Origin of the sequence: Streptomyces mangrovisoli (genome assembly GCF_000974985.2) — a bacterium.
Classification (GTDB): Bacteria; Actinomycetota; Actinomycetes; order Streptomycetales; family Streptomycetaceae; genus Streptomyces; species Streptomyces mangrovisoli.
In genome coordinates, this window is sequence record NZ_LAVA02000035.1 from 1 (window position 1) to 20,824 (window position 20,824).

Sequence of the window (20,824 nt, forward strand, 5' to 3'; positions counted from 1 at the left end):
GGGTGAGACAGCCGAGCCCGCCGCAGGCGGCGCCGCGCGGCCGCTCGCGTCCGTGTCCGCGAGGTCCCACAGGGCCAGGCAGCGGGCCTCCGGCTCCCCGGCGAGCCGGCACAACTCCTCGACCGCCGTGCGCGGCGGCACCGTACGGCCGTTGAGGTAGCGCTCCCACGACGACTTGCTGAACGCCGTCTTCGCCGCGAGACCCGCGAGGCTCAGGCCGGTGCGCCCCTTGAGCTCGTACAGCGCCGCCGCCAGCGGCGGACGCCCGGTCATTCCCGCAGCGCCTTCCAGGTCGCCGGTCCCACGAGGCCGTCCGCGACGAGCCCCGCGTGCCGCTGGAACCCGAGGACCGCGCCCCGGGTCAGCGGCCCGAACATCCCGTCGATGCCGCCGGGGGAGAAGCCCGCCCGGCGCAACAGGCACTGCGCCTCGGCGACTTCGGGCCCGGCCTGGCCGTACCCCACGAGCGTGTCGCGGGTGCGGCTGTTGCCCGCGTACCAACGGCTGCCGGTGCGGCTGAGCCTGCACGCGTACCCGCGGGCCGACGCCGTCGCGCTCGGTACGGCGAGCGGGGTGGCGGTCCGCACGGAGCGGACGCCGTAACCGCCGTCGCCGAGCAGTCGTACCGCCACGAGCGCGGCGGCGCACACGGCGAGGACGAGCGCGACGGACCCCGCCACCAGCGCGGCGCGCGTCCCCCGCCCGAACCGCCGGCCGTACCCGCCGTCTTCGACGTACCCGCCGTCCTCGACGGACCCGCCGTCCTCCAAGTGTTCGTCCGGTCCGCCGTGTTCGCCGTGCCCGTCGTGTCCCTTGGCGGACCTCTCCTCGGGTTCGCCCTCCCGCGGAGCCGGTTCCGTCGTGCCGGTCGACCGCCCGTCGCGGTGGGCCGCGGCCGCCACCTCGTGCAGTGCGAGCAGCCGCACCGGGTCCTGTCCGACGAGCCGCGCCAGCGCGGACACCGCCTCAGCGGGCGGCAGCGAACGGCCGCCCAGATAGCGCTCCCACGACTTCGCGCCGTAGCCCGTGCGCGCCGCCAGCTGCCGCGTGCTCAGCCCGCCGTGGTCCTTCAGCCGGCGCAACTGCACCACCAACTGCCGGACGCGAGGGTCGAGTTCCGCGGGCAGCGGTTTCCAACGCGACATGTTTCCCCCACTCGCGTTCCCTGTGCGCCGGTCATGGTCAGTGACCGGCGTGCCCCGCCGCATTCTGCATCAGCGAGCACGAGCGGCAGCGGGCGGAGGTTCCCGCGGCCGTACGGATTCGGCCACCACGCGCCCCCGCCGTCCCGCCGCGCCGCCACCGCGGACCGCGTCCCCGCAGGTCAGCGCGTGGGACGTCCCGGCCTGCCGTCACTTTCGCGGCGACTGTGGCCGCCGCCCCGGCCGACCGAGCAGTGTCGTCCCCGGCAGAACAGCCAGCGACCCGAAAGGGAGTCACATGCGAACCAATGTCCTGGCCCGGACCCTCGTCGGTGCCACCGCCGTCCTGGGGCTCGCCGCCGGCGGCCTCGCGACCGCCGGTACCAGCTTCGCCGCGTCCGCACCCACCGCCAAGACGGCCGTGAGCGCCCAGGACCTGTCCGTCCTGGCGACCAACAACTTCGGCCTGAGCAGCCAGCAGGCGAAGAACATCCAGTGCTTCCTGCGGACCTCGCCGGCCAGCTACACGGGTGCCATCGACGGGCAGCTCGGCACCAACAGCTGGAAGGCGTTCCAGCGTTGGCTGAAGGAGTACTGGAGCTACAACGACTCCATCGACGGCGACCCCGGCCCCAACACCATCAAGGCGCTCCAGCGGATGCTGGCGTTCGGCTGGGGCTACACCGGCTCCATCGACGGGATCGCCGGCTCGGGCACCAAGGCCGCCTTCGCGCGCCTGGCCAACGAGGACAGCGTCTTCTACCCCTGCTGACCTACCGCCCGGCGGCCCCCGCCCTCCCCGGGGCCGGACATGGCACCGCCCGGACGGCTCACCGAGCCGTCCGGGCGGAACGCCGTCCCCGTGGGGGAGCGGTCAGAGGCGCTCGGGCGTCCTGATGCCCAGCAGGGCCATGCCCCGGTGCAGCGTGCGGGCCGTCAGGTCGACCAGGAACAGACGGTTCTCCACCTGCTCGGCCGTCTCGGCCTTCAGCACCGGGCACTGGTCGTAGAAGGTCGTCAGCAGCGAGGCCAGCTGGTAGAGGTACGCGGCCAGCTTGTGCGGCTCGTAGCCGGCGGCGACCTCCAGGACGGTCTCCGCGAACTGGTCCAGGTGCAGGCCCAGCGCCCGCTCCGCCGGGGCGAGTTCGAGCTCCGGGTGGGCCGCCGGACGGGCCTCGCCCGCCTTGCGCAGGATGGACTGGATCCGGGCGTAGGCGTACTGGAGGTACACGGAGGTGTCGCCGTTGAGCGAGACCATCTGGTCCAGGTCGAACTTGTAGTCCCGCACCGCCGAGGTCGACAGATCGGCGTACTTCACCGCGCCGATGCCGACCCAGCGGCCGTTCTCGACGATCTCCTGCTCGCTCAGGCCCACCTTCTCGGCCTTCTCCCGGACCACCGCGGTCGCCCGGTCGACGGCCTCGTCGAGCAGGTCCTCCAGCTTGACCGTCTCGCCCTCACGGGTCTTGAACGGCTTGCCGTCCTTGCCGAGGACCGTGCCGAACGCCAGCTGGAACGCGGTCACGTCGTCGTTGAGCCAGCCCGCGCGCCGGGCGGTCTCGAAGACCATCCGGAAGTGCAGCGCCTGGCGGGCGTCGACGACGTACAGCAGGTTGTTCGCCTTGAGGTTGAAGACGCGGTCGCGGATCGCGGACAGGTCGGTCGCCGCGTAGCCGTAGCCGCCGTCGGACTTCTGCACGATCAGCGGGACCCGGTTGCCGTCCGGGCCCTTGATGTCGTCGAAGAACACGCACAGCGCGCCCTCGGAGCGGACGGCGACGCCCGACTCCTCAAGGAGCCGGCAGGTCTCCGCGAGCATGTCGTTGTAACCGGACTCGCCGACGATGTCCGGGTCGCGGACCTCCATGTCCAGCTTCTCGAAGACGGAGAAGAAGTAGATCTTCGACTCGTCGACGAACTTCTGCCACGTGGCGAGCGTGTGCGGCTCCCCGGCCTGGAGGTCGACGACCCGGCGGCGGGCCCGCGTCTTGAACTCCTCGTCCGAGTCGAACAGCCTGCGGGCGGCCTTGTAGAGGCGGTCCAGGTTGGACATCGCCTCCTCGCCGCTGACCTCGCCGGCCTTGTGGTCGAGTTCGTGCGGGTGCTCGTCCAGGAACTGGATGAGCATGCCGAACTGCGTGCCCCAGTCGCCGATGTGATGGCGGCGCACCACCGTCTCGCCCGCGAACTCCAGCAGCTGCACCAGCGCGTCGCCGATGACGGCGGAGCGCAGGTGCCCGACGTGCATCTCCTTCGCCACGTTCGGCTGGGCGTAGTCGATGACCGTGGTGCCCGGGTGCGCGGCGAAGGGCACGCCGAGGCGGCCGGTGACGTCCGTGTACCGCGCGGCGAGGTTCTCGACGATCGCGCGGTCGGTGATGGTGATGTTGAGGAAGCCGGGCCCGGAGACCTCGATGTCCTTGATCACGTCACCGGTGACCACCTGGGAGACCACCTGCGTGGCGAGCTCCCGGGGGTTCGCCTTCGCCTTCTTGGCCAGCGCGAGGATGCCGTTGGCCTGGTAGTCGGCCCGGTCGCTTCGTCGCAGCAGCGGGTCCGCGCCGGCCGACTCCGGCAGGGTGGCCGTGAGCGCGGACGCGAGATGCTGCTGGACGGAGTCGCTGAGGGACGTGACCGAGGCCATAGGTAGGGGTGCCGTTCTCCTCGTGGGGATGGATAGACCCGGCCAGTATCCCACGGTGGGTAAAGCGGTTTTCGCCCGTGCGGTCCCGTCTGGGAGAATGGAGCGGCCAGCCGTGCGACCGTGCCGGCTGCCCGGAGCAGAAAGAAGGACGTGCCGATCGTGGCTCTGAGCACCGAGACCACCGACTGGGTCTCCCGTTTCGCGGATGAGGTCATCGAGGAGTCGGAGCGTCGGGCCCCGGGCAAACCGGTCGTCGTCGCCTCCGGTCTGTCCCCGTCCGGCCCGATCCACCTCGGCAACCTGCGCGAGGTCATGACCCCGCACCTGGTCGCCGACGAGATCCGGCGCCGCGGCCACGAGGTCCGCCACCTCATCTCGTGGGACGACTACGACCGCTACCGCAAGGTGCCCGCCGGCATCGCGGGCGTCGACGAGAGCTGGGCCGAGCACATCGGCAAGCCGCTGACCTCCGTCCCGGCGCCCAGGGGTTCCGCGTTCCCGAACTGGTCCGAGCACTTCAAGGCCGCCATGGTCGCCTCGCTCGCCGAGCTGGGCGTGGAGTTCGACGGGATCAGCCAGACGGAGCAGTACACCTCGGGCGTCTACCGCGAGCAGATCCTGCACGCGATGAAGCACCGCGGCGACATCGACGCGATCCTCGCGCAGTACCGCACCAAGAAGGCCCCGGCCAAGAAGCAGCAGAAGCCCCTCGACGAGGCCGAGCTGGAGGCCGCCGAGGGGTCCGGCGCGGCCGAGGAGGACGACGGCAGCTCCGGCTCCGCCGGGTACTTCCCGTACAAGCCGTACTGCGGCGGCTGCGGCAAGGACCTGACGACCGTCACGGCGTACGACGACGACACCACCGAGCTCACCTACACCTGCACCGCCTGCGGCTTCGCCGAGACGGTCCGGCTCAGCGAGTTCAACCGCGGCAAGCTGGTCTGGAAGGTCGACTGGCCGATGCGGTGGGCGTACGAGGGCGTGATCTTCGAGCCGTCCGGCGTGGACCACTCCTCGCCCGGGTCGTCGTTCCAGGTCGGCGGGCAGATCGTCGGGATCTTCGGCGGCGCGCAGCCGATCGGCCCGATGTACGCCTTCGTCGGCATCAGCGGCATGGCGAAGATGTCGTCCTCGCGCGGTGGCGTGCCCACCGCCGCGGACGCCCTGAAGATCATGGAGCCGCAGCTGCTGCGCTGGCTGTACGCCCGCCGGCGGCCCAACCAGTCCTTCAAGATCGCCTTCGACCAGGAGATCCAGCGGCTCTACGACGAGTGGGACAAGCTCGACGCCAAGGTGGCCGACGGCTCGGCCCTGCCGGCCGACGTCGCCGCGCACACCCGCGCGGTCGGCACGGCCGCCGGCGAGCTGCCCCGCACCGCGCGCCCGCTCCCGTACCGCACGCTCGCCTCGGTCGCCGACATCACCGCCGGACACCAGGACCAGGCGCTGCGCATCCTGTCCGAGCTGGACCCGGCGAACCCGATCGGCTCCCTCGACGAGGCCCGGCCGCGGTTCGACCGGGCCGAGGAGTGGATCAACACGCAGGTCCCCGCCGACCAGCGGACCATCGTGCGCGAGGAGCCCGACGCCGAGCTGCTGAAGTCGCTCGACGACGCCTCCCAGCAGTCGGTGCGGCTCCTCCTCGACGGCCTCGCGGAGCACTGGTCGCTCGACGGGCTGACCCACCTGGTCTACGGCGTGCCCAAGGTCCAGGCCGGGTTCTCCGCGGACGCCACGCCCAAGGAGCTGCCGCCGGAGATCAAGACCGCCCAGCGGACGTTCTTCGCGCTGCTCTACCACCTGCTCGTCGGCCGCGACACCGGCCCGCGGCTGCCCACGCTGCTGCTCGCGGTGGGCCAGGAGCGGGTGCGGACCCTGCTCGGCGGCTGACGGCCGCACAGCACGCCGAAGGGGCGCCCGGATCTCCGGGCGCCCCTTCGGCGTGTCCGCTGCCCGCGGGGAGCGGATCAGGCGATGTGGTCCTCCTCCAGCTCCGCCGTGTGGCGGTTCGTGAAGCGGTTGACCATACGGTCCGCGTCACGCTGGGCGAGCCGGACGCCGTAGGTCGCCTCCACGTCGTTCTGCAGCTGGCCCGCGGTGGGGTAGCTGCCGTCGATCGACTTCTTGAAGACCTGGTAGAAGTCCTCCTCCGTGGGCTCCGGCGTGCCGCCGCCCTCGCCCAGATCACGGGTGCGGCCCGGGGCGACGGGGATCTGGAAGCTGCCGGTCTCCTCCGGGGAGAACTGCTCCGGGGGCTGCTCCTCGTACCAGCCCCCGTACTGCTCCTCCGGGAGGTACTGGAGGTCGTACGCCGGCTCGTAGCTGGGGTCGTAGCCGCCCTGGTACTGGATCGGCGGGGCCGGCTCCTGGAACCAGGGGTTCTCCTCCGGGCCCTGCGGGCCGGCCTGCTGCGGGAAGGCGCCCTGCTGCGGGAAGCCCTGCTGCGGGAAGCCCTGCTGCGGACCGTTCTGTTCGGGGAAGCCCTGCTGCGGGAAGGCGCCCTGCTGGGCCATCGCCTGCTGCTGGGCCGTCTCCTGCTGCGGGAGCGGGGCCTGCTCGGCCGCGGGGGCCGACGCCTGCCGCGGGATGGGCACGGACGTCGCCGCGGGCAGCGCCTGCGCCTGCGGCGCGGCGGTCACCTGCGGCTGCGGCGGCAGCAGCGTCGGCTCGATGCCCGCGGCGGCGAGGCCGGCGGGGGCGGTGTCCGCGAGCGGGACGCCGTAGCGGGCGAGCCGGAGCGGCATCAGGGACTCGACAGGTGCTTTGCGGCGCCAGGCGCGGCCGAAGCGGGAGTGCAGGCGCGCCTGGTAGACGAGACGTTCCTGCTCCAGCTTGATGACCTGCTCGTAGGAGCGCAGCTCCCACAGCTTCATCCGGCGCCAGAGCAGGAAGGTGGGGATCGGGGAGAGCAGCCAGCGGGTGATCCGCACGCCCTCCATGTGCTTGTCGGCGGTGATGTCCGCGATCCGCCCGATGGCGTGCCGGGCGGCCTCGACGGCGACGACGAACAGCATGGGGATCACCGCGTGCATGCCGACGCCGAGCGGGTCGGGCCAGGCGGCGGCGCCGTTGAAGGCGATCGTCGCCGCCGTGAGCACCCAGGCGGTCTGCCGCAGCAGCGGGAAGGGGATGCGGATCCAGGTCAGCAGCAGGTCGAGCGCGAGCAGCACACAGATGCCCGCGTCGATGCCGATCGGGAACACGTACGCGAAGTCCCCGAAGCCCTTCTTCAGGGCCAGTGCCCTCACGGCCGCGTACGACCCGGTGAAGCCGATACCGGCGATGATCACGGCGCCGGTCACGACCACGCCGATGAGAACGTGGTGCATCCGAGTGAGCTTCAGTGGCGCGGCCACCCTTACACCCCTCCCCTTACGTGTTGTTGCGCGCAACAGGGTGGCACATGTGTGCGGCGTCCGTGTTGCCGGTACGTCAGGAGAGCCCTGATCAGTTCTTTCCGGCGGCCGCCGCCGACGCCGAGGGGGACGCCGACTTCGACGCCGACTTCGACGACGAGGCCGACGGGGACGCCGACTTCGAGCCCGACTTCGCGGTCGACTTGCTCGGGGAGGGGCTGCTGCTCGTGCCGGAGCCGCCGCCCGAGGTGCCCGTGCCGCCGACGCCGTTGGCCGAGGAGACCTTCGCGACGATCTCCTTGACGGCCTTCTCCGCCGCCTTCGTCAGCTTCCCGGCGTCCGGCGTCTTGTCGCCCGCCAGACCCGCGCCGTTGTAGTCCACGGTCACGACGACGTTCTCGACGCGCGCGACGACCGTCTGCTGCTTGAAGGCGCCTTCCTTCTTCTTCAGGTCGTAGCGCACCGCGGTCGCCTCGTCGCCCGCCCCCGCCACCGGCGCCGACTTGGTGCTCTTCGCACCCTCCACCGCCTGGGCGTCCTTGACCTGCTTGGCGTAGTACGTCTCGGCCTGGTCGTTGCCGGAGCCGCGGGCGGTGTCCGACTCGAAGCGCAGCAGCGACACGTTCAGCCAGCGGAACTGCGACCCCTTCACGCCGTTGTTGTCCAGGCTGCTCCAGGAGCAGCTGGAGCGCGCGGAGGCGTCGTCCGTCTTGCCCGCCTTGGCCGACTTCAGCCCCTTCGGGACGAGATCGCCCAGCGTCGACTTCGACAGGACGGCACAGGGCTCGGGCAGCTTCGTGTACCGGGTCGCCTGCACGGTGGGCGAGGCGCTCGCGGTCGCGCCGCCGTCGCTCCCGGCCGCCTGGGTGCTGTCACCGCCGGACTTGGCGCCCGCGTCGGAGCCCGAGTCGGAGCCGGAGGAGCATCCGGCGGCCATCAGCATCGCCGGAACGGCGGCCGCGCAGACGAGGGCGCCCCTCAGGCGCCTTGCTCCCTGCCGGCCACGCTGGTCGTCTCGGTCGTCTCGCTGGGCTGCTCGCTGCATGGTTCCTTCGCTCATGACGCTCGTGGTTCCTGCGGTCGGATCGGGTCCGAGGGGCCACGGTACGCGGTGAGCAAGGAGCGCGGTCGGGGTTCGCGGGGGTCGCGGACCGGACCGGAAGGCGCCCGACACCCCGTCAGCCGCTGAGCGAGTCCGCCAGCTCGGCGGCCAGTTTCCGCGCGCTGTCCTGCATTTCCGCGCTGTCCGGGACCACTCCGGCGGTGGCCGGCTGCTCCGCGTACTCGATCGTGACGATCACGTTGGACGTGCGGAACACCACAGTCACCGTGCGCTGTTTGGCCGTCGAACCGGAGCTCGCGACGGCGTCGTCGAGGTACGCCTCGTCGCCCAGGTCGTCCAGCACGCGGGGCTGGAGGTCGGCCGGGGTCGCGGTGGGGGAGGCGGAGGCCTGCGGGTCGGCGGAGGAACCGGAGCTCGCGCCGTTCGCGCCGTCCGCCGCCGCCGAGTCGTCCCCCTTGCCCGTGTTGTCCGCCGCGTCCGTGCCGCTCGTGCTCGCGTCCGCGGCCGGGGTCTCGGAGGGCGCCGGCGCGGGCAGGTCGGCGGCCGTCTCCTTGGTGGCGAACACCTTCTGCGCCTGGTCGTCGTCGCTGACCGAGCTGTCGTACGACACCACCCGCTCGAAGTCGACCAGCAGATGGTCGGTGGCGTCGGCGGAGTCCACCTTCCAACGGCAGCCGTCCTTGCGGTCGGTGTCGTAGGTCAGCGTCGCGTCGCCCTGGTACGCCTCGTCGCGCTGGTCGGCGTCGGTGATCTGCTTGATGCCGGGCAGCAGCGCGTCCAGGGTGGAGCGGGAGGCCGCGCCGCACGCCTCGGGCAGGGTGCGGTACTTGCCCGGCTGGGCCACCGCGGTGGCCGTGCCGGCGTCACCCGGATTGGAGTCGTCGACCGTACTCCCGCTCCCGGAACTGCCGGAGCAGCCGGCCAGCAGCGCCATGAGGAGGGCGGCGGTGCCAGATACGTACGCCTTCCGCTGCACGGTCGGGCTCCTCTCGACTGTGGCCGTAGTGCGGGGACATCAGTGTCCCCGCTGGTTATTCGCTTGCCGCACGGGGGCGCCTGCTGGAGACAATGTGTATCGCACGCACTGCCGTGGATGCCGGTCCGCTGTCCCATTTCAACGACCTTGGCCCCGCTTTTGCGTTGTGAGGCTTTCATTTGTTTCTGGGGGAATGAGGACGTCATGTCGTATGTCGAGATGCCGGGTGCGAAGGTACCCATCCGCATGTGGGCGGACCCGGCCACGGTCGAGGCCGCCGCGATGCAGCAGCTGCACAACGTCTCCACCCTCCCGTGGATCGAGGGCCTGGCCGTCATGCCGGACGTGCACTACGGCAAGGGCGCGACGGTCGGCTCGGTCATCGCGATGCGCGGGGCGGTCTGCCCGGCGGCGGTGGGGGTGGACATCGGGTGCGGGATGTCGGCGGTGCGCACCTCGCTGACCGCGGGCGACCTGCCGGGCGACCTCTCCCGGCTGCGCTCGAAGATCGAGCAGGCCATCCCGGTCGGCCGGGGGATGCACGACGACCCGGTGGACCCCTCCGGCTTCCACGGCCTCGCGACCTCCGGGTGGGACGGCTTCTGGGGGCGGTTCGACGGCGTGGCCGAGGCGGTCAAATTCCGTCAGGAACGGGCCCAGAAGCAGATGGGAACGCTCGGAAGTGGCAACCACTTTGTCGAGATCTGCACGGACACCACCGGTGCCGTCTGGCTGATGCTGCACTCCGGTTCCCGGAACATCGGCAAGGAGCTCGCCGAGTTCCACATCGGCGTGGCGCAGGGACTCCCGCACAACCAGGGCCTGGTCGACCGCGACCTCGCCGTCTTCGTCGCGGACACCCCGCAGATGGCGGCGTACCGCAACGACCTGTTCTGGGCGCAGGAGTACGCGAAGTACAACCGCACGCTGATGATGGCGCTGCTGAAGGACGTCGTCCGCAAGGAGTTCAAGAAGGCGAAGCCGACCTTCGAGCCGGAGATCTCCTGCCACCACAACTACGTGGCGGAGGAGCGGTACGACGGCATGGAGCTGCTGGTCACCCGCAAGGGCGCGATCCGTGCGGGCTCCGGTGACTTCGGGATCATCCCCGGCTCCATGGGCACGGGTTCGTACATCGTCAAGGGCCTCGGGAACGACAAGTCCTTCAACTCGGCGTCGCACGGCGCCGGGCGGCGCATGAGCCGCAACGCGGCCAAGCGGCGGTTCTCCACGAAGGACCTGGAGGAGCAGACGCGGGGCGTGGAGTGCCGTAAGGACTCCGGTGTCGTGGACGAGATCCCGGGTGCCTACAAGCCGATCGAGCAGGTCATCGACCAGCAGCGGGACCTCGTCCAGGTGGTGGCGAAGCTCAAGCAGGTGGTGTGCGTGAAGGGCTGAACGGACGTCCTACAGGCGCTTCTCCAGCAGGGTCACCGCGTACGGGCTGCCCGTGCCGTCGGTCTTGGCGGGTTGTTCGCCGGTCACCGTGTAGCCCGCCGATTCGTAGTAGGCGCGCAGGCGGGGGTTGGTGGACAGGCAGTCGAGGCGGGCGTACGGGCGGGCCGCGGCCTTGATGCGGGACTCGGCGTGGGCGAGCAGGGCGCGGCCGGTGCCGGGCGGGGCCGTGTGCGGGGTCGTCATCAGGCGGTGGATGTAGCCGGCCTCCGGCGGGCGGGGGCCCCAGGCCGCCAGGTCCTCCCACCACAACTCGTAGGCGCCGGCGAGGTGTTCGCCCGCGTGGGCCAGCCACACCTCGCCCTCGCGCAGCCGGGTGCGGAAGTGGGCCTCGTCCTTCTCGCCGGGCTTCCACTGGTCGATGCCGCGGGCCAGTTGCCACAGGGCCGCGGTGTCGCGCAGTCGGACCAGGCGGCCGGCGTCCGCGTCGGTGGCGGGGCGGTAGGTCAACTCGGGCCAGGAGGTCGGGGGTTCCTCCAGGAGGTGGGTGCGCAGGGTGTCCGCGAGATGCCCCGCGTCCAGCTCCAGGGCGTCGGCGACATAGCCCTCGACGGAGCCGTAGCGCGCGGTGAACGCGTCGAGGAACCGGCGCATCACCTCCGCGGGCGCCCGTCCGAAGCCGGGCCAGGTGGGGGCGCGGCCGTCGTGGCGGGTGCTCCAGATGCCGACGATGGACGCCGTCGTGAGCTCGGTGAGGCTGAAGTCCTCGACGATCGTGGGCTCGTCGACCCCGAGCAGGCCGAGGATCAGCGCGGCGAGCTGGCCGGTGCGGTCCTTGCCGGAGGCGCAGTGGAACGCCAGCGGCGCGCCGGACTGCGCCGCGTGCGCGACGAGTTCGAGGGCCCGGCGGATCTCCTTGGTGCCGTCCTCGGCGACCTCCATGTAGCGCTCGGCCAGATAGGGGCCGGGGTCCACGTCGGGGGCGAGCGCGGCCTGGTCGTAGGGCCGGTGCTCGATGCCGAGGTTGTGGTACGTGAAGGACGGGTGCTCGGGGACGCGGCCGCGGGCCTCGATCTCCCAGGCGTGGCGCAGGTCGATGACCGTGCGCACGCCGAGCGCGAGGAAGCGGTCCCAGTCCTCGCCGCCCTCGCGCAGCCTGCCCAGGGAGTCGGCGCGGTACAGCAGCCCGGAGCGGACCCGGCGGCCGTCGGCCGTCCGGTAGCCGCCCAGGTCGCGGAAGTTGTGCAGGCTCTCGAAGCGTATGTGTCTGTTCACGGTGGGTGACTCTATGGGGTGAGGCGATCGGGCGCCGTGTCACGAGCGTCGAACTCCGGCCACGGCGGGGGCGGTTCGGGGTTCAGGGGGGCGTGCCGCGATCCGGTGTCACCGGGGCGCGTGCCGGACGGCGTAGATCATCACGAAGGCCACGATGTGGATGCCGAACAGGAAGTAGCCGAGCCACCACCACATCTGGCGTTCGTCGTGGTGCTCCTCGGCCGGGGGCGGCGGACCGGGTTCCGCGTCCGCCATCACTGCTCCCGGTGCACCTTGGTGTTGGAGGCCTGGGCGCGCGGCCGGACCACCAGCAGGTCGATGTTGACGTGGCTGGGGCGGGTGACCGCCCAGGTGATCGTCTCGGCCACGTCGTCCGCGGTGAGCGGCTCGGCGACGCCCGCGTAGACCTTCGCGGCCTTCTCCGTGTCGCCGCCGAAGCGGGTCAGCGCGAACTCCTCGGTGCGGACCATGCCGGGCGCGACCTCGATGACCCGCACCGGCCGTCCGACGATCTCCAGCCGGAGGGTCTCGGCGAGCACGTGGGCGCCGTGCTTGGCGGCGACGTAGCCCCCGCCGCCCTCGTAGGTGCCGTGGCCGGCCGTCGAGGACACCACGACCACCGTGCCGTCGCCGCTCGCGTCGAGCTTGGGCAGCAGCGCCTGGGTGAGGTTGAGGGTGCCGAGGACGTTCGTCTCGTACATGGTGCGCCAGTCGGCCGGGTCGCCGGTGGCCACCGGGTCCGCGCCGAGCGCGCCGCCCGCGTTGTTCACCAGCACGCCGATGGTCTTGAAGGCGGAGGCGAACTCGTCGACCGCGGCCCGGTCCGTGACGTCCAGCGGGTACGCCGTCGCCGAGTGGCCCGCCGCGACGAGTTCCTCGGCCAGCGCCTCGATCCGGTCCTTGCGGCGGGCGGTGAGGACGACGCGGTAACCGGCCGCGGCCAGCTGCCGGGCCGTGGCGGCGCCGATCCCGCTGCTCGCACCGGTGACGACGGCGATGCGGGAGGCGGCGGACGGTGCGGCGGTGGCCATGGGGCTGCTCCTCGGGACCTCGGACGGCAAGGGTCGGTTCCCGCCCAGGGTAGGTGACGCGTGCGCAGGCGGGGCGGGGTGTCCGGCCGGGCGTCCCGTGCTCGGTCCGGTCAGCCGCCGCCCCGGGGCGCCCACATGATCACGGCCATGCCGGCCAGGCAGATCAGCGCGCCCGTCACGTCCCAGCGGTCCGGGCGGTAGCCGTCGGCGACCATGCCCCAGGCCAGCGAGCCCGCGACGAAGATGCCGCCGTACGCGGCGAGGATGCGGCCGAAGTGGGCGTCCGGCTGGAAGGTGGCGACGAAGCCGTACGCGCCGAGGGAGAGGACACCGCCGCAGATCCACAGCCAGCCGCGGTGCTCCCGGAACCCCTGCCAGATCAGCCAGGCGCCCCCGATCTCCAGGAGGGCGGCGAGGACGAACAGGGCGGCGGAGCGTACGAGCAGCATGGTCGCAGCTTGGCACGGCGGCCCGCGTCACCTGTTGGAGGGCGCCTGCCGGGCCGTATCGGTGGCATACCACTCCTGACGGCCGCGCGGCGGACGGCGATGGGCGACGAGAGGGAGCGGCTATGTCCGGAGCGGACCGGGGCGACGGCGACGGCGACGGCGGCTCGGGCGGCGCGCGGGGCGGGGACGCGCGGGCGCGGCTGCTCGACGAGCTGTCCACCGTCTCGCGCCGCTACATGGCGGCGTACGCCCTGTTCAACCAGGCCGTGGCCGACCATCTCGGGCTGCACCCCACCGACCTGCAGTGCCTGAACCTGCTGACCCTGGAGGGCGGCCCGGCGACGACGGGCCGGGTCGCCGAGCTGACCGGGCTGACCACCGGGTCGGCGACCCGGTTGGTGGACCGGCTGGAGCGGGCCGGGTACGTGGTGCGGCAGCGGGACGCGGCGGACCGGCGGCGGGTGTGGGTGGCGACCGTGCCGGAGCGCGTCGCCGAGCTCGGCCGCGTGTGGGAGCGGCTGGGCGGCGACTGGTACGGCCTCTTCGACGATCTCGACGACGGCGAACTCGCGCTGATCATCGGGCACATGCGGCGCACGGTGGAGTTCAGCGCGGCGCAGGTGGCCCGGCTGCGGGAGTCGGGGGACGGGGCCTAGTTCCAGGGCCGGCCCAGGGTCTGTCCGGACCTGGCGGTCTGCGGGGGGGGGGCAGGGCCCAGGGCCCGCCTTGGCAGCGGTCCGCGGGGGGACAGGGCCTGGGGCCCGGCTGGACCTAGCGGTCCGCGGGGACGGCGGCGGTGCCGTCCGTGTCGCTGTCCGCGTCGTACCGCTCGCGGGCCTCGCGGACCTCGTCGAAGTGGGTCTCCGCCCATCGCTTCACGGCTTTCAGCAGGTCGGCGAGGCCCGTGCCGAGCGGGGTCAGCGCGTAGTCGACGCGGACCGGCACGGACGGGGTGACCGTGCGGGTGACCAGGCCGTCGCGCTCCAGCGCGCGCAGCGTCTGGGTGAGCATCTTCGGGCTGATGCCGGCGAGCTTGCGGGCGAGGTCGCTGTAGCGCAGGGAGCCGGTCGACAGCGCCGCGACGGCCAGCCCCACCCACTTGTCGCTGAGCCTGCCGAGCAGCTGGTTGGTGGGGCAGCTGCGGAGAAAGGCGTCGTACTCGACGCGTGCCTGCTCGCGCCGCTGGGCCGCGGTCATGGTCGGCATGGGCTTCCTCCGGGGTGAGGTACGCACCTTCAGGTAACTACTTACCGGTGGATAGTAGCTCTCCTAGGGTTGTCGCTGTCCAGAGGAAAGCGCCTTGAAAAGTGACCAACCGAGGCGAACAACCCACAAGTGATGACGGGGAGTCGACATGCGTGCTGTCGTGGTGAAGGCGGCCGGTGGCCCGGAGGCCGTGCAGATCGTGGAGACCGCGCGGCCGGAGCCGGCCGCGGGCCAGGTGCGGATCAAGGTGGCGGCGACCGCGCTGAACCCGGTGGACGAGGCCGTGCGGGCCGGTTTCTTCGGGCCCGTCGGCGACGGGGCGGGGCTCGGCTGGGACATCGCCGGGACGGTGGACGCCGTCGGGGCCGGGGCCGGGGCCGTGTGGGGGGTGGGCGACCGGGTGGTCGCGCTGCACCACGGCGCGGTGAAGGCGCTGGGGGCGCACGCCGAGTACGCGGTCGTGGACGCGAGCGCGGTCGCCGCGGCGCCGGCGTCCGTGGACGCGGCGGCCGCGGCGGCCCTCCCGCTGAACGCGCTCACCGCCGACCAGGCCCTGGACCTGCTCGGCTTGGAGCGCGGGCGGTCCGTGCTGGTCACGGGTGCCGCGGGAGCGGTCGGAGGGTTCGCCGTCCAGCTGGCCGCGGGGCGGGGCCTGGAGGTGACCGGGCTGGCCCGGGAGGCCGACGAGGAGCTCGTACGGTCGCTGGGCGCGGCGCACTTCACCGCGGGGGCCGTGCGGCCCGCGAGCGTGGACGGCGTGCTGGACGCGGCGGTTCTCGGCGGGGCCGCGCTGGAGTGGGTGCGCGACGGGGGCGTCTACGTCGGTGTCCGGCCGGGGGCGCATCCGGCGGGCGTGCGGGGGATACGGACCGCGGCGGTCGGTGTCACGGCCGACGGCGCGCGGCTGGCCGGCCTGGTCCGTCTGGTGGACGAGGGCGCGCTGCGGCTGCGGGTGGCGGAGTCCTTCCCGCTGGCCGACTCCGCGAAGGCGCATGCGCGGCGGGGGGAGGGTGGGGTGCGGGGGGCTCTGGTCCTCGTCCCCTAGCGCGCTTCCGCGGGGCGTGGCCTTGGTCGGCCGGGGTGTGTCTCGCCCGGGCGAGGGCGGTGGGATCGCCCCCGCGGGCCGGTGGGGCTTGTTCGCGCAGTTCCCCGCGCCCCTTCAGGGCCGGGGGCCCTTCGCGCAGTTCCCCGCGCCCCTGAGGGGCACGGTGGGAGGTCTTGCGCCATCCCCGCGCCCTTGTCGGGAGCCGGTGGGAGGTCTTGCGCCATCCCCGCGCCCCTGTCGGGAGCCGGTGGGAGGTCTTGCGCCATCCCCGCGCCCCTGTCAGGGGCCGGTGGGGCCCCCTGTGTCATCCGCCCGCTCCTGTTGGGGCCCGGTGGGGGCCTCGTGGCATCACCGTGCCCCTCAGGGGCGCGGGGAACTGCGCGAACAAGCCCCACCGGCCCGCAGGTGCGGAATAGCTCGGGGGTGTCACCCGTTCAGAGGTATAGTTGAACAATCAACAACCTGGAGGGTGAACGACCATGCAGTTCGGGATCTTCAGCGTCGGGGACGTCACCCCGGACCCCACCACGGGCCGCACGCCGACCGAGCGTGAGCGCATCAAGGCCATGGTCGCCATCGCGCTGAAGGCCGAGGAGGTCGGCCTCGACGTCTTCGCGACCGGCGAGCACCACAACCCGCCGTTCGTCCCGTCGTCCCCGACCACGATGCTCGGCTACATCGCCGCGAAGACCGAGAAGCTCGTGCTCTCGACCTCCACCACGCTCATCACCACCAACGACCCGGTGAAGATCGCCGAGGACTTCGCCATGCTCCAGCACCTGGCCGACGGGCGGGTCGACCTGATGATGGGGCGCGGCAACACCGGCCCGGTCTACCCCTGGTTCGGCCAGGACATCCGCCAGGGCATCAACCTCGCCATCGAGAACTACGCCCTGCTGCACCGGCTGTGGCGCGAGGACGTCGTGGACTGGGAGGGCACGTTCCGCACCCCGCTCCAGGGCTTCACCTCGACGCCCCGCCCGCTGGACGGCGTACCGCCGTTCGTCTGGCACGGCTCGATCCGCTCCCCGGAGATCGCCGAGCAGGCCGCGTACTACGGCGACGGCTTCTTCCACAACAACATCTTCTGGCCGGCCGACCACACCAAGCGGATGGTCGAGCTGTACCGGACCCGGTACGCCCACTACGGCCACGGCACCCCCGAGCAGGCGATCGTCGGGCTCGGCGGCCAGGTGTTCATGCGGCGGAACTCCCAGGACGCGGTGCGCGAGTTCCGCCCCTACTTCGACAACGCGCCGGTCTACGGCCACGGGCCCTCCCTGGAGGACTTCACCGACCAGACCCCGCTGACCGTCGGCTCCCCGCAGCAGGTCGTCGAGAAGACGCTGGCCTTCCGCGAGTACGCCGGTGACTACCAGCGCCAGCTGTTCCTGATGGACCACGCGGGCCTGCCCCTGAAGACCGTGCTGGAGCAGCTCGACCTGCTCGGCGAGGAGGTCGTCCCGGTGCTGCGCGCGGAGTTCGCGAAGAACCGCCCGGCGAACGTGCCGGACGCCCCCGTCCACCCGTCCCTGACCACGGCCGGGCCCGCCGCGGACGCCGGGATCGCCGCGGACGCCGGGATCGCCGGGTCCGCGGAGACCTCCGGGTCCGCCGAGGAAGTGACCGTCGCATGAAGCTCGTCGTCGTCTCCGCGGGGCTGAGCGTGCCCTCCTCCACCCGGCTGCTGGCCGACCGGCTGGCCGCCGCGGTGGTGGGCCGGGCGCCCGCCGAGGTCCAGGTCGTCGAGTTGCGCGACCTCGCCGTGGAGATCGCCCACCACTTCACCAACGGCTTTCCCGGCAAGGCGCTCGCCGCCGCGCTCGCGGCGGTGACCGAGGCCGACGGCCTGATCGTGGTCACGCCCGTGTTCTCGGCGTCGTACAGCGGACTGTTCAAGTCGTTCTTCGACGTCCTGGAGCCGGACGCGCTGGCGGGCAAGCCGGTGCTGATCGCGGCGACCGGCGGCACCGCCCGGCACTCCCTCGTGCTGGACCACGCCCTGCGCCCGCTCTTCGCGTACCTGCGCGCGGTCGTCGTGCCCACCGGGGTCTACGCCGCCTCGGAGGACTGGGGCGCCGAGGGGCTGCCGGAGCGTGTCGAGCGCGCCGCCGGGGAGCTGTCCGCCCTGATGCGGGGGCTCGCCTCCGCCCGGCCCGAGCGGCCGGCGGTCACCGTCGTGCCCTTCGAGGAACAGCTCGCGGCCCTGCGGCCGGCCGGGTGAACCGGCGCCCGCCCGCGCCGCGGCCCGCAGGGTGAGAAGACGGTAGGGGCGCGGCCCGGGTTGCGCCCCTACTGGTGAGATAGCAGTAAGAAGGGTGGCCGGGGCGCAGCTCATCAGCTCGTACGCCTGCCGGATCTTGGCAGACTGGTCGGGTGCCCCAGACTGTGCTGCTCGCCGAAGACGACCGTGCCATCCGCAACGCCCTGGAACGCGCGCTGGCGCTGGAGGGCTATCAGGTGACCGCGGTCGCCGACGGCGTGGAGGCGCTGGCGCAGGCCCACAAGACCCCGCCGGACGTCCTCGTGCTGGACGTGATGATGCCCGGGATCGACGGGCTCCAGGTCTGCCGGGTGCTGCGCGCCGAGGGCGACCGCACCCCGATCCTGATGCTGACCGCGCTGGTGGAGACCGCCGACCGGATCGCCGGTCTCGACGCGGGCGCCGACGACTACGTGGTCAAGCCGTTCGACGTCGAGGAGGTCTTCGCCCGGCTGCGCGCGCTGCTGCGCCGTACCGGGCCCGGCGCGGTGAACGGCGCGGCGGGCGGCGGCGCCGCCGCGGGCCCCGTGGCGGACCGCGCCCGCGAACCGCAGACCTCGGACCGGCAGGTCGAGGCGGCGGGGCTGCGCATGGACCTCCAGGCGCGCCGGGCCTGGCGCGGAGGCCGTGAGCTGGAGCTGACCCGCACCGAGTTCGAGCTGCTCGAACTGTTGGTGCGCAACGCCGGCATCGTCCTCGACCACTCCACCATCTACGACCGCATCTGGGGCTACGACTTCGGGCCCGGCTCCAAGAACCTCGCCGTGTACGTCGGCTATCTGCGCCGCAAGCTCGACGAGCCCGGCGCGCCGCAGCTGATCCACACCGTCCGTGGCGTGGGTTACGTGCTGCGGGAGGACTGAGTGGGCCGTCTGCGGCGGCTGCTGGCCGGCCGGCGGCCGCGGCTGCTGTCGCTGCGCACCACCTTCGCGGTGTCCTTCGCCGCGGTCACCGCGGCGGTCACCATCGTCACCGGCATCCTGTCCTACAGCGCCGCGGCCCGGCTGGTCCGGGTCGACCAGCAGTCCGTGTTCGACGAGGTCGTGCAGGACCTGCGGGACGAGGTGCGCCAGCACGAGATGACCCCGGACGACTTCTCCTCCTCCGCGCCGGGCCACGACATCGTGCGGCCCGCCCGCACCGACGTACAGGTGCTGGACCCGGACGGCAGGGTCGGCGACAGCGGCAGCCCCCCGCTGCCGGTCACGGCCGACGACCGGCGGATCGCCGCGTCCGGCACGGCCGGGAAGATGGTCGAGCACAAGGACGTCGTCGTCGCCGACGACGTCTACCGGATCGCCACCGTGGCACTCGGCGACGGGCGCGGCGCGGTGCAGGTGGCGCAGGAGTTCAGCGACACCGAGGACCTGCTGCGGGCGCTCCAGCAGCGCACGCTGATCATGATGAGCGCGGTGGTGGTCGCCGCGGGCCTGTTCGGCTGGTGGCTGGCGCGCCGCATCACCCGGCGCCTGGTCGTCCTCACCTCGGCCGCCGAGAACGTGGCCCGCACCCGGCAGCTGGGCATCCAGGTCCCGGTCACCGGCTACGACGAGGTGGGCCGCCTCGGGCGCTCCTTCGACCGGATGCTGGGGCGGCTCGCGCAGTCCGAGGAGGACCAGCGCCGCCTGGTGCAGGACGCGGGCCACGAGCTGCGCACCCCGCTGACCTCGCTGCGCACCAACATCTCGCTGCTGCGGCGGATCGACGAGCTGCCGCCCACCGCGCGCGAGGAACTGGTGGCCGATCTGGGCCAGGAGGCCCGCGAACTCACCGATCTGGTCAACGAGCTGGTCGACCTCGCGGCGGGGCAGTCCGACACCGAGCCGCCGCAGCGCGTGGACCTCGCCGACATCGCGGAGGACGTGGTGGGTCTGGCCCGGCGCCGTACCGGGCGGGAGATCGTGCTGCGGGCGAGCGGTGACACCACCACGGAGGGCCGGCCGGGGATGCTCCAGCGGGCGGTGTCCAACCTGGTGGAGAACGCGGCGAAGTTCGACCGCGGCGGGCACGAGCCCATCGAGGTGAGCGTGTCCGGGCCCGCCCGGCCCGGCCTGGTGCGGGTGGAGGTCCTCGACCGGGGGCCGGGCGTCGCCGACGAGGACCTCATCCGCATCTTCGACCGCTTCTACCGCGCCGCCGACGCCCGCTCCCTGCCCGGCTCCGGGCTCGGCCTGTCCATCGTCCGCGAGGTCGCCCTGGCGCACGGCGGGGCCCCCTTCGCCCACCTGCGCGCGGGCGGCGGCTCGGTGATCGGCTTCACGGTGAGCGGGGCGCGGCGCTGAGCTGGGCTGAGCTGAGCTGGGCGCTGAGCTGAGCTGATCGTCCCCGCTCGGGCGGGTGCGCGGCCGGCGGCGGGGGGTCAGTCCTCGAAGATCTCCCGCAGCTTCGCCTCCTGCTCGCTGCTGAGGTTGGAGCGGATCAGCTCGGCGTGCTCGCCCGGGAAGGACTCCTTGACCCGCTCGACGACGGCCGCGTCCGTCAGCAGGAACAGGGCCGAGGTGCCGGGGGTGATCTCCTTCTTGACCGAGTCGATGAAGGTGTCGTCGATGCCGACGTCGGAGAGCTTGCCGCCGAGCGCGCCGGCCGCCGCGCCGATCGCGGCGCCGAGCAGCGGCACGAAGAAGATCAGCCCGAAGAGCATCCCCCAGAAGGTGCCGGACAGCGCGCCCACGCCGGTGAGGTTGCGCAGCTGCCTGGTCTTGGGCTTCTTGGCGCCCTCGGGCCAGCTGACGACCGCCGCGTCCTGAACCTGGATCAGCTGCTGCTTCTGCAGCTCCAGCAAGCCGTTCTCCACCCCTTCGGCGGCATGAGGGGTGTCGAACTTCCATACGGTCAAAGTGGCCACGTCGTCCTCCGGTGGTAGCCGGTCAGGTGTCGGTGGCGTCCAGTAAATGCGGGTCGCCCGAATTGCGCATCTCGAAATGCGTCACAAAAAAGGACACTTCGGGGTGGAAGTGTCCTTTTGCGGTCGAGGTGGTC

The 20,824-nt window shown here is 72.4% G+C and carries 21 protein-coding genes; 9 read left to right on the top strand and 12 right to left on the bottom strand.

Annotation, left to right across the window (positions count from 1 at the left end; genetic code table 11):
* Window positions 1-273: helix-turn-helix domain-containing protein (locus WN71_RS16340; RefSeq protein WP_143074842.1), on the bottom strand; the 273-nt coding region annotated here is incomplete at its 3' end.
* Entirely contained in the window at window positions 270-1,145 is an 876-nt protein-coding gene (locus tag WN71_RS16345; protein ID WP_046587128.1) for a peptidoglycan-binding protein, read from the bottom strand. The genes WN71_RS16345 and WN71_RS16340, both read right to left, overlap by 4 nt.
* Window positions 1,146-1,440: 295 nt before the next feature.
* On the opposite strand from WN71_RS16345, the gene WN71_RS16350 reads away from it, so the two are divergent.
* Entirely contained in the window at window positions 1,441-1,914 is a 474-nt protein-coding gene (locus WN71_RS16350; RefSeq protein ID WP_046587126.1) for a peptidoglycan-binding domain-containing protein, read from the top strand.
* 102 nt (window positions 1,915-2,016) lie between these two features.
* Here the strand turns inward: WN71_RS16350 and argS are convergent, their stop codons facing one another.
* Window positions 2,017-3,786, bottom strand: a complete 1,770-nt coding sequence (gene argS, locus WN71_RS16355) for an arginine--tRNA ligase (RefSeq protein ID WP_046587124.1) — start codon at window positions 3,784-3,786, stop codon at window positions 2,017-2,019.
* Between the two features lie 150 nt (window positions 3,787-3,936).
* On the opposite strand from argS, the gene lysS reads away from it, so the two are divergent.
* Window positions 3,937-5,676 (top strand): lysine--tRNA ligase, encoded by a 1,740-nt coding sequence (lysS, locus tag WN71_RS16360; protein ID WP_046587122.1) that lies wholly within the window; start codon window positions 3,937-3,939, stop codon window positions 5,674-5,676.
* Window positions 5,677-5,753: 77 nt separating this feature from the next.
* On the opposite strand, the gene WN71_RS16365 is transcribed toward lysS, so the two are convergent.
* From WN71_RS16365 to WN71_RS16375, 3 genes are all read right to left on the bottom strand, one after another.
* Complete coding sequence (locus WN71_RS16365; RefSeq protein WP_071369855.1) at window positions 5,754-7,115, bottom strand: DUF2637 domain-containing protein; 1,362 nt, start codon at window positions 7,113-7,115, stop codon at window positions 5,754-5,756.
* Window positions 7,116-7,233: 118 nt separating this feature from the next.
* Window positions 7,234-8,202: a DUF3558 domain-containing protein gene (locus tag WN71_RS16370; RefSeq protein WP_206300090.1), complete on the bottom strand. Its 969-nt coding sequence runs from the start codon at window positions 8,200-8,202 to the stop codon at window positions 7,234-7,236.
* 118 nt (window positions 8,203-8,320) lie between these two features.
* Window positions 8,321-9,181, bottom strand: coding sequence for a hypothetical protein (locus WN71_RS16375; RefSeq protein ID WP_046586074.1), 861 nt, complete (start codon window positions 9,179-9,181; stop codon window positions 8,321-8,323).
* Between the two features lie 204 nt (window positions 9,182-9,385).
* Here WN71_RS16375 and WN71_RS16380 point away from each other — a divergent pair, with 204 nt between their 5' ends.
* A complete protein-coding gene (locus WN71_RS16380) occupies window positions 9,386-10,579 on the top strand; it encodes an RtcB family protein (RefSeq protein ID WP_046586071.1) in 1,194 nt (397 codons plus the stop codon).
* A gap of 9 nt (window positions 10,580-10,588) precedes the next feature.
* On the opposite strand, the gene WN71_RS16385 is transcribed toward WN71_RS16380, so the two are convergent.
* The 4 genes from WN71_RS16385 to WN71_RS16395 all read right to left on the bottom strand — a co-directional run bounded on the left by WN71_RS16385 (window position 10,589) and on the right by WN71_RS16395 (window position 13,331).
* Window positions 10,589-11,851: a tyrosine-protein phosphatase gene (locus tag WN71_RS16385; protein ID WP_046586069.1), complete on the bottom strand. Its 1,263-nt coding sequence runs from the start codon at window positions 11,849-11,851 to the stop codon at window positions 10,589-10,591.
* Window positions 11,852-11,959: 108 nt separating this feature from the next.
* Window positions 11,960-12,106, bottom strand: a complete 147-nt coding sequence (locus tag WN71_RS41935; RefSeq protein ID WP_167382931.1) for a hypothetical protein — start codon at window positions 12,104-12,106, stop codon at window positions 11,960-11,962.
* On the bottom strand, window positions 12,106-12,882 hold the full coding sequence (locus WN71_RS16390) for an SDR family NAD(P)-dependent oxidoreductase (RefSeq protein WP_046586066.1): 777 nt from the start codon (window positions 12,880-12,882) through the stop codon (window positions 12,106-12,108). The genes WN71_RS41935 and WN71_RS16390 overlap by 1 nt, the downstream gene beginning before the upstream one ends.
* A gap of 110 nt (window positions 12,883-12,992) precedes the next feature.
* The gene (locus WN71_RS16395; protein ID WP_046586064.1) at window positions 12,993-13,331 is read right to left on the bottom strand and encodes a YnfA family protein; all 339 of its coding nucleotides are present in this window, start codon (window positions 13,329-13,331) and stop codon (window positions 12,993-12,995) included.
* Window positions 13,332-13,567: 236 nt separating this feature from the next.
* Between WN71_RS16395 and WN71_RS16400 the strand changes: the two genes are divergently transcribed.
* Entirely contained in the window at window positions 13,568-13,987 is a 420-nt protein-coding gene (locus WN71_RS16400) for a MarR family winged helix-turn-helix transcriptional regulator (RefSeq protein ID WP_046586092.1), read from the top strand.
* Window positions 13,988-14,102: 115 nt separating this feature from the next.
* On the opposite strand, the gene WN71_RS16405 is transcribed toward WN71_RS16400, so the two are convergent.
* The gene (locus WN71_RS16405; protein ID WP_046586062.1) at window positions 14,103-14,537 is read right to left on the bottom strand and encodes a winged helix-turn-helix transcriptional regulator; all 435 of its coding nucleotides are present in this window, start codon (window positions 14,535-14,537) and stop codon (window positions 14,103-14,105) included.
* A 148-nt stretch (window positions 14,538-14,685) separates the two neighbouring features.
* On the opposite strand from WN71_RS16405, the gene WN71_RS16410 reads away from it, so the two are divergent.
* From WN71_RS16410 to WN71_RS16430, 5 genes are all read left to right on the top strand, one after another.
* A complete protein-coding gene (locus tag WN71_RS16410; RefSeq protein WP_046586060.1) occupies window positions 14,686-15,582 on the top strand; it encodes a zinc-binding dehydrogenase in 897 nt (298 codons plus the stop codon).
* 479 nt (window positions 15,583-16,061) lie between these two features.
* Entirely contained in the window at window positions 16,062-17,219 is a 1,158-nt protein-coding gene (locus tag WN71_RS16415) for an LLM class flavin-dependent oxidoreductase (protein ID WP_046586058.1), read from the top strand.
* On the top strand, window positions 17,216-17,806 hold the full coding sequence (locus WN71_RS16420; RefSeq protein ID WP_046586056.1) for an FMN reductase: 591 nt from the start codon (window positions 17,216-17,218) through the stop codon (window positions 17,804-17,806). The genes WN71_RS16415 and WN71_RS16420 overlap by 4 nt, the downstream gene beginning before the upstream one ends.
* A gap of 152 nt (window positions 17,807-17,958) precedes the next feature.
* Complete coding sequence (locus tag WN71_RS16425; protein ID WP_079177901.1) at window positions 17,959-18,708, top strand: response regulator transcription factor; 750 nt, start codon at window positions 17,959-17,961, stop codon at window positions 18,706-18,708.
* Entirely contained in the window at window positions 18,709-20,127 is a 1,419-nt protein-coding gene (locus WN71_RS16430; RefSeq protein ID WP_046586051.1) for a sensor histidine kinase, read from the top strand.
* A gap of 77 nt (window positions 20,128-20,204) precedes the next feature.
* Here the strand turns inward: WN71_RS16430 and WN71_RS16435 are convergent, their stop codons facing one another.
* A complete protein-coding gene (locus tag WN71_RS16435; RefSeq protein ID WP_046586049.1) occupies window positions 20,205-20,690 on the bottom strand; it encodes a DUF1269 domain-containing protein in 486 nt (161 codons plus the stop codon).
* Window positions 20,691-20,824 lie beyond the last annotated feature (134 nt).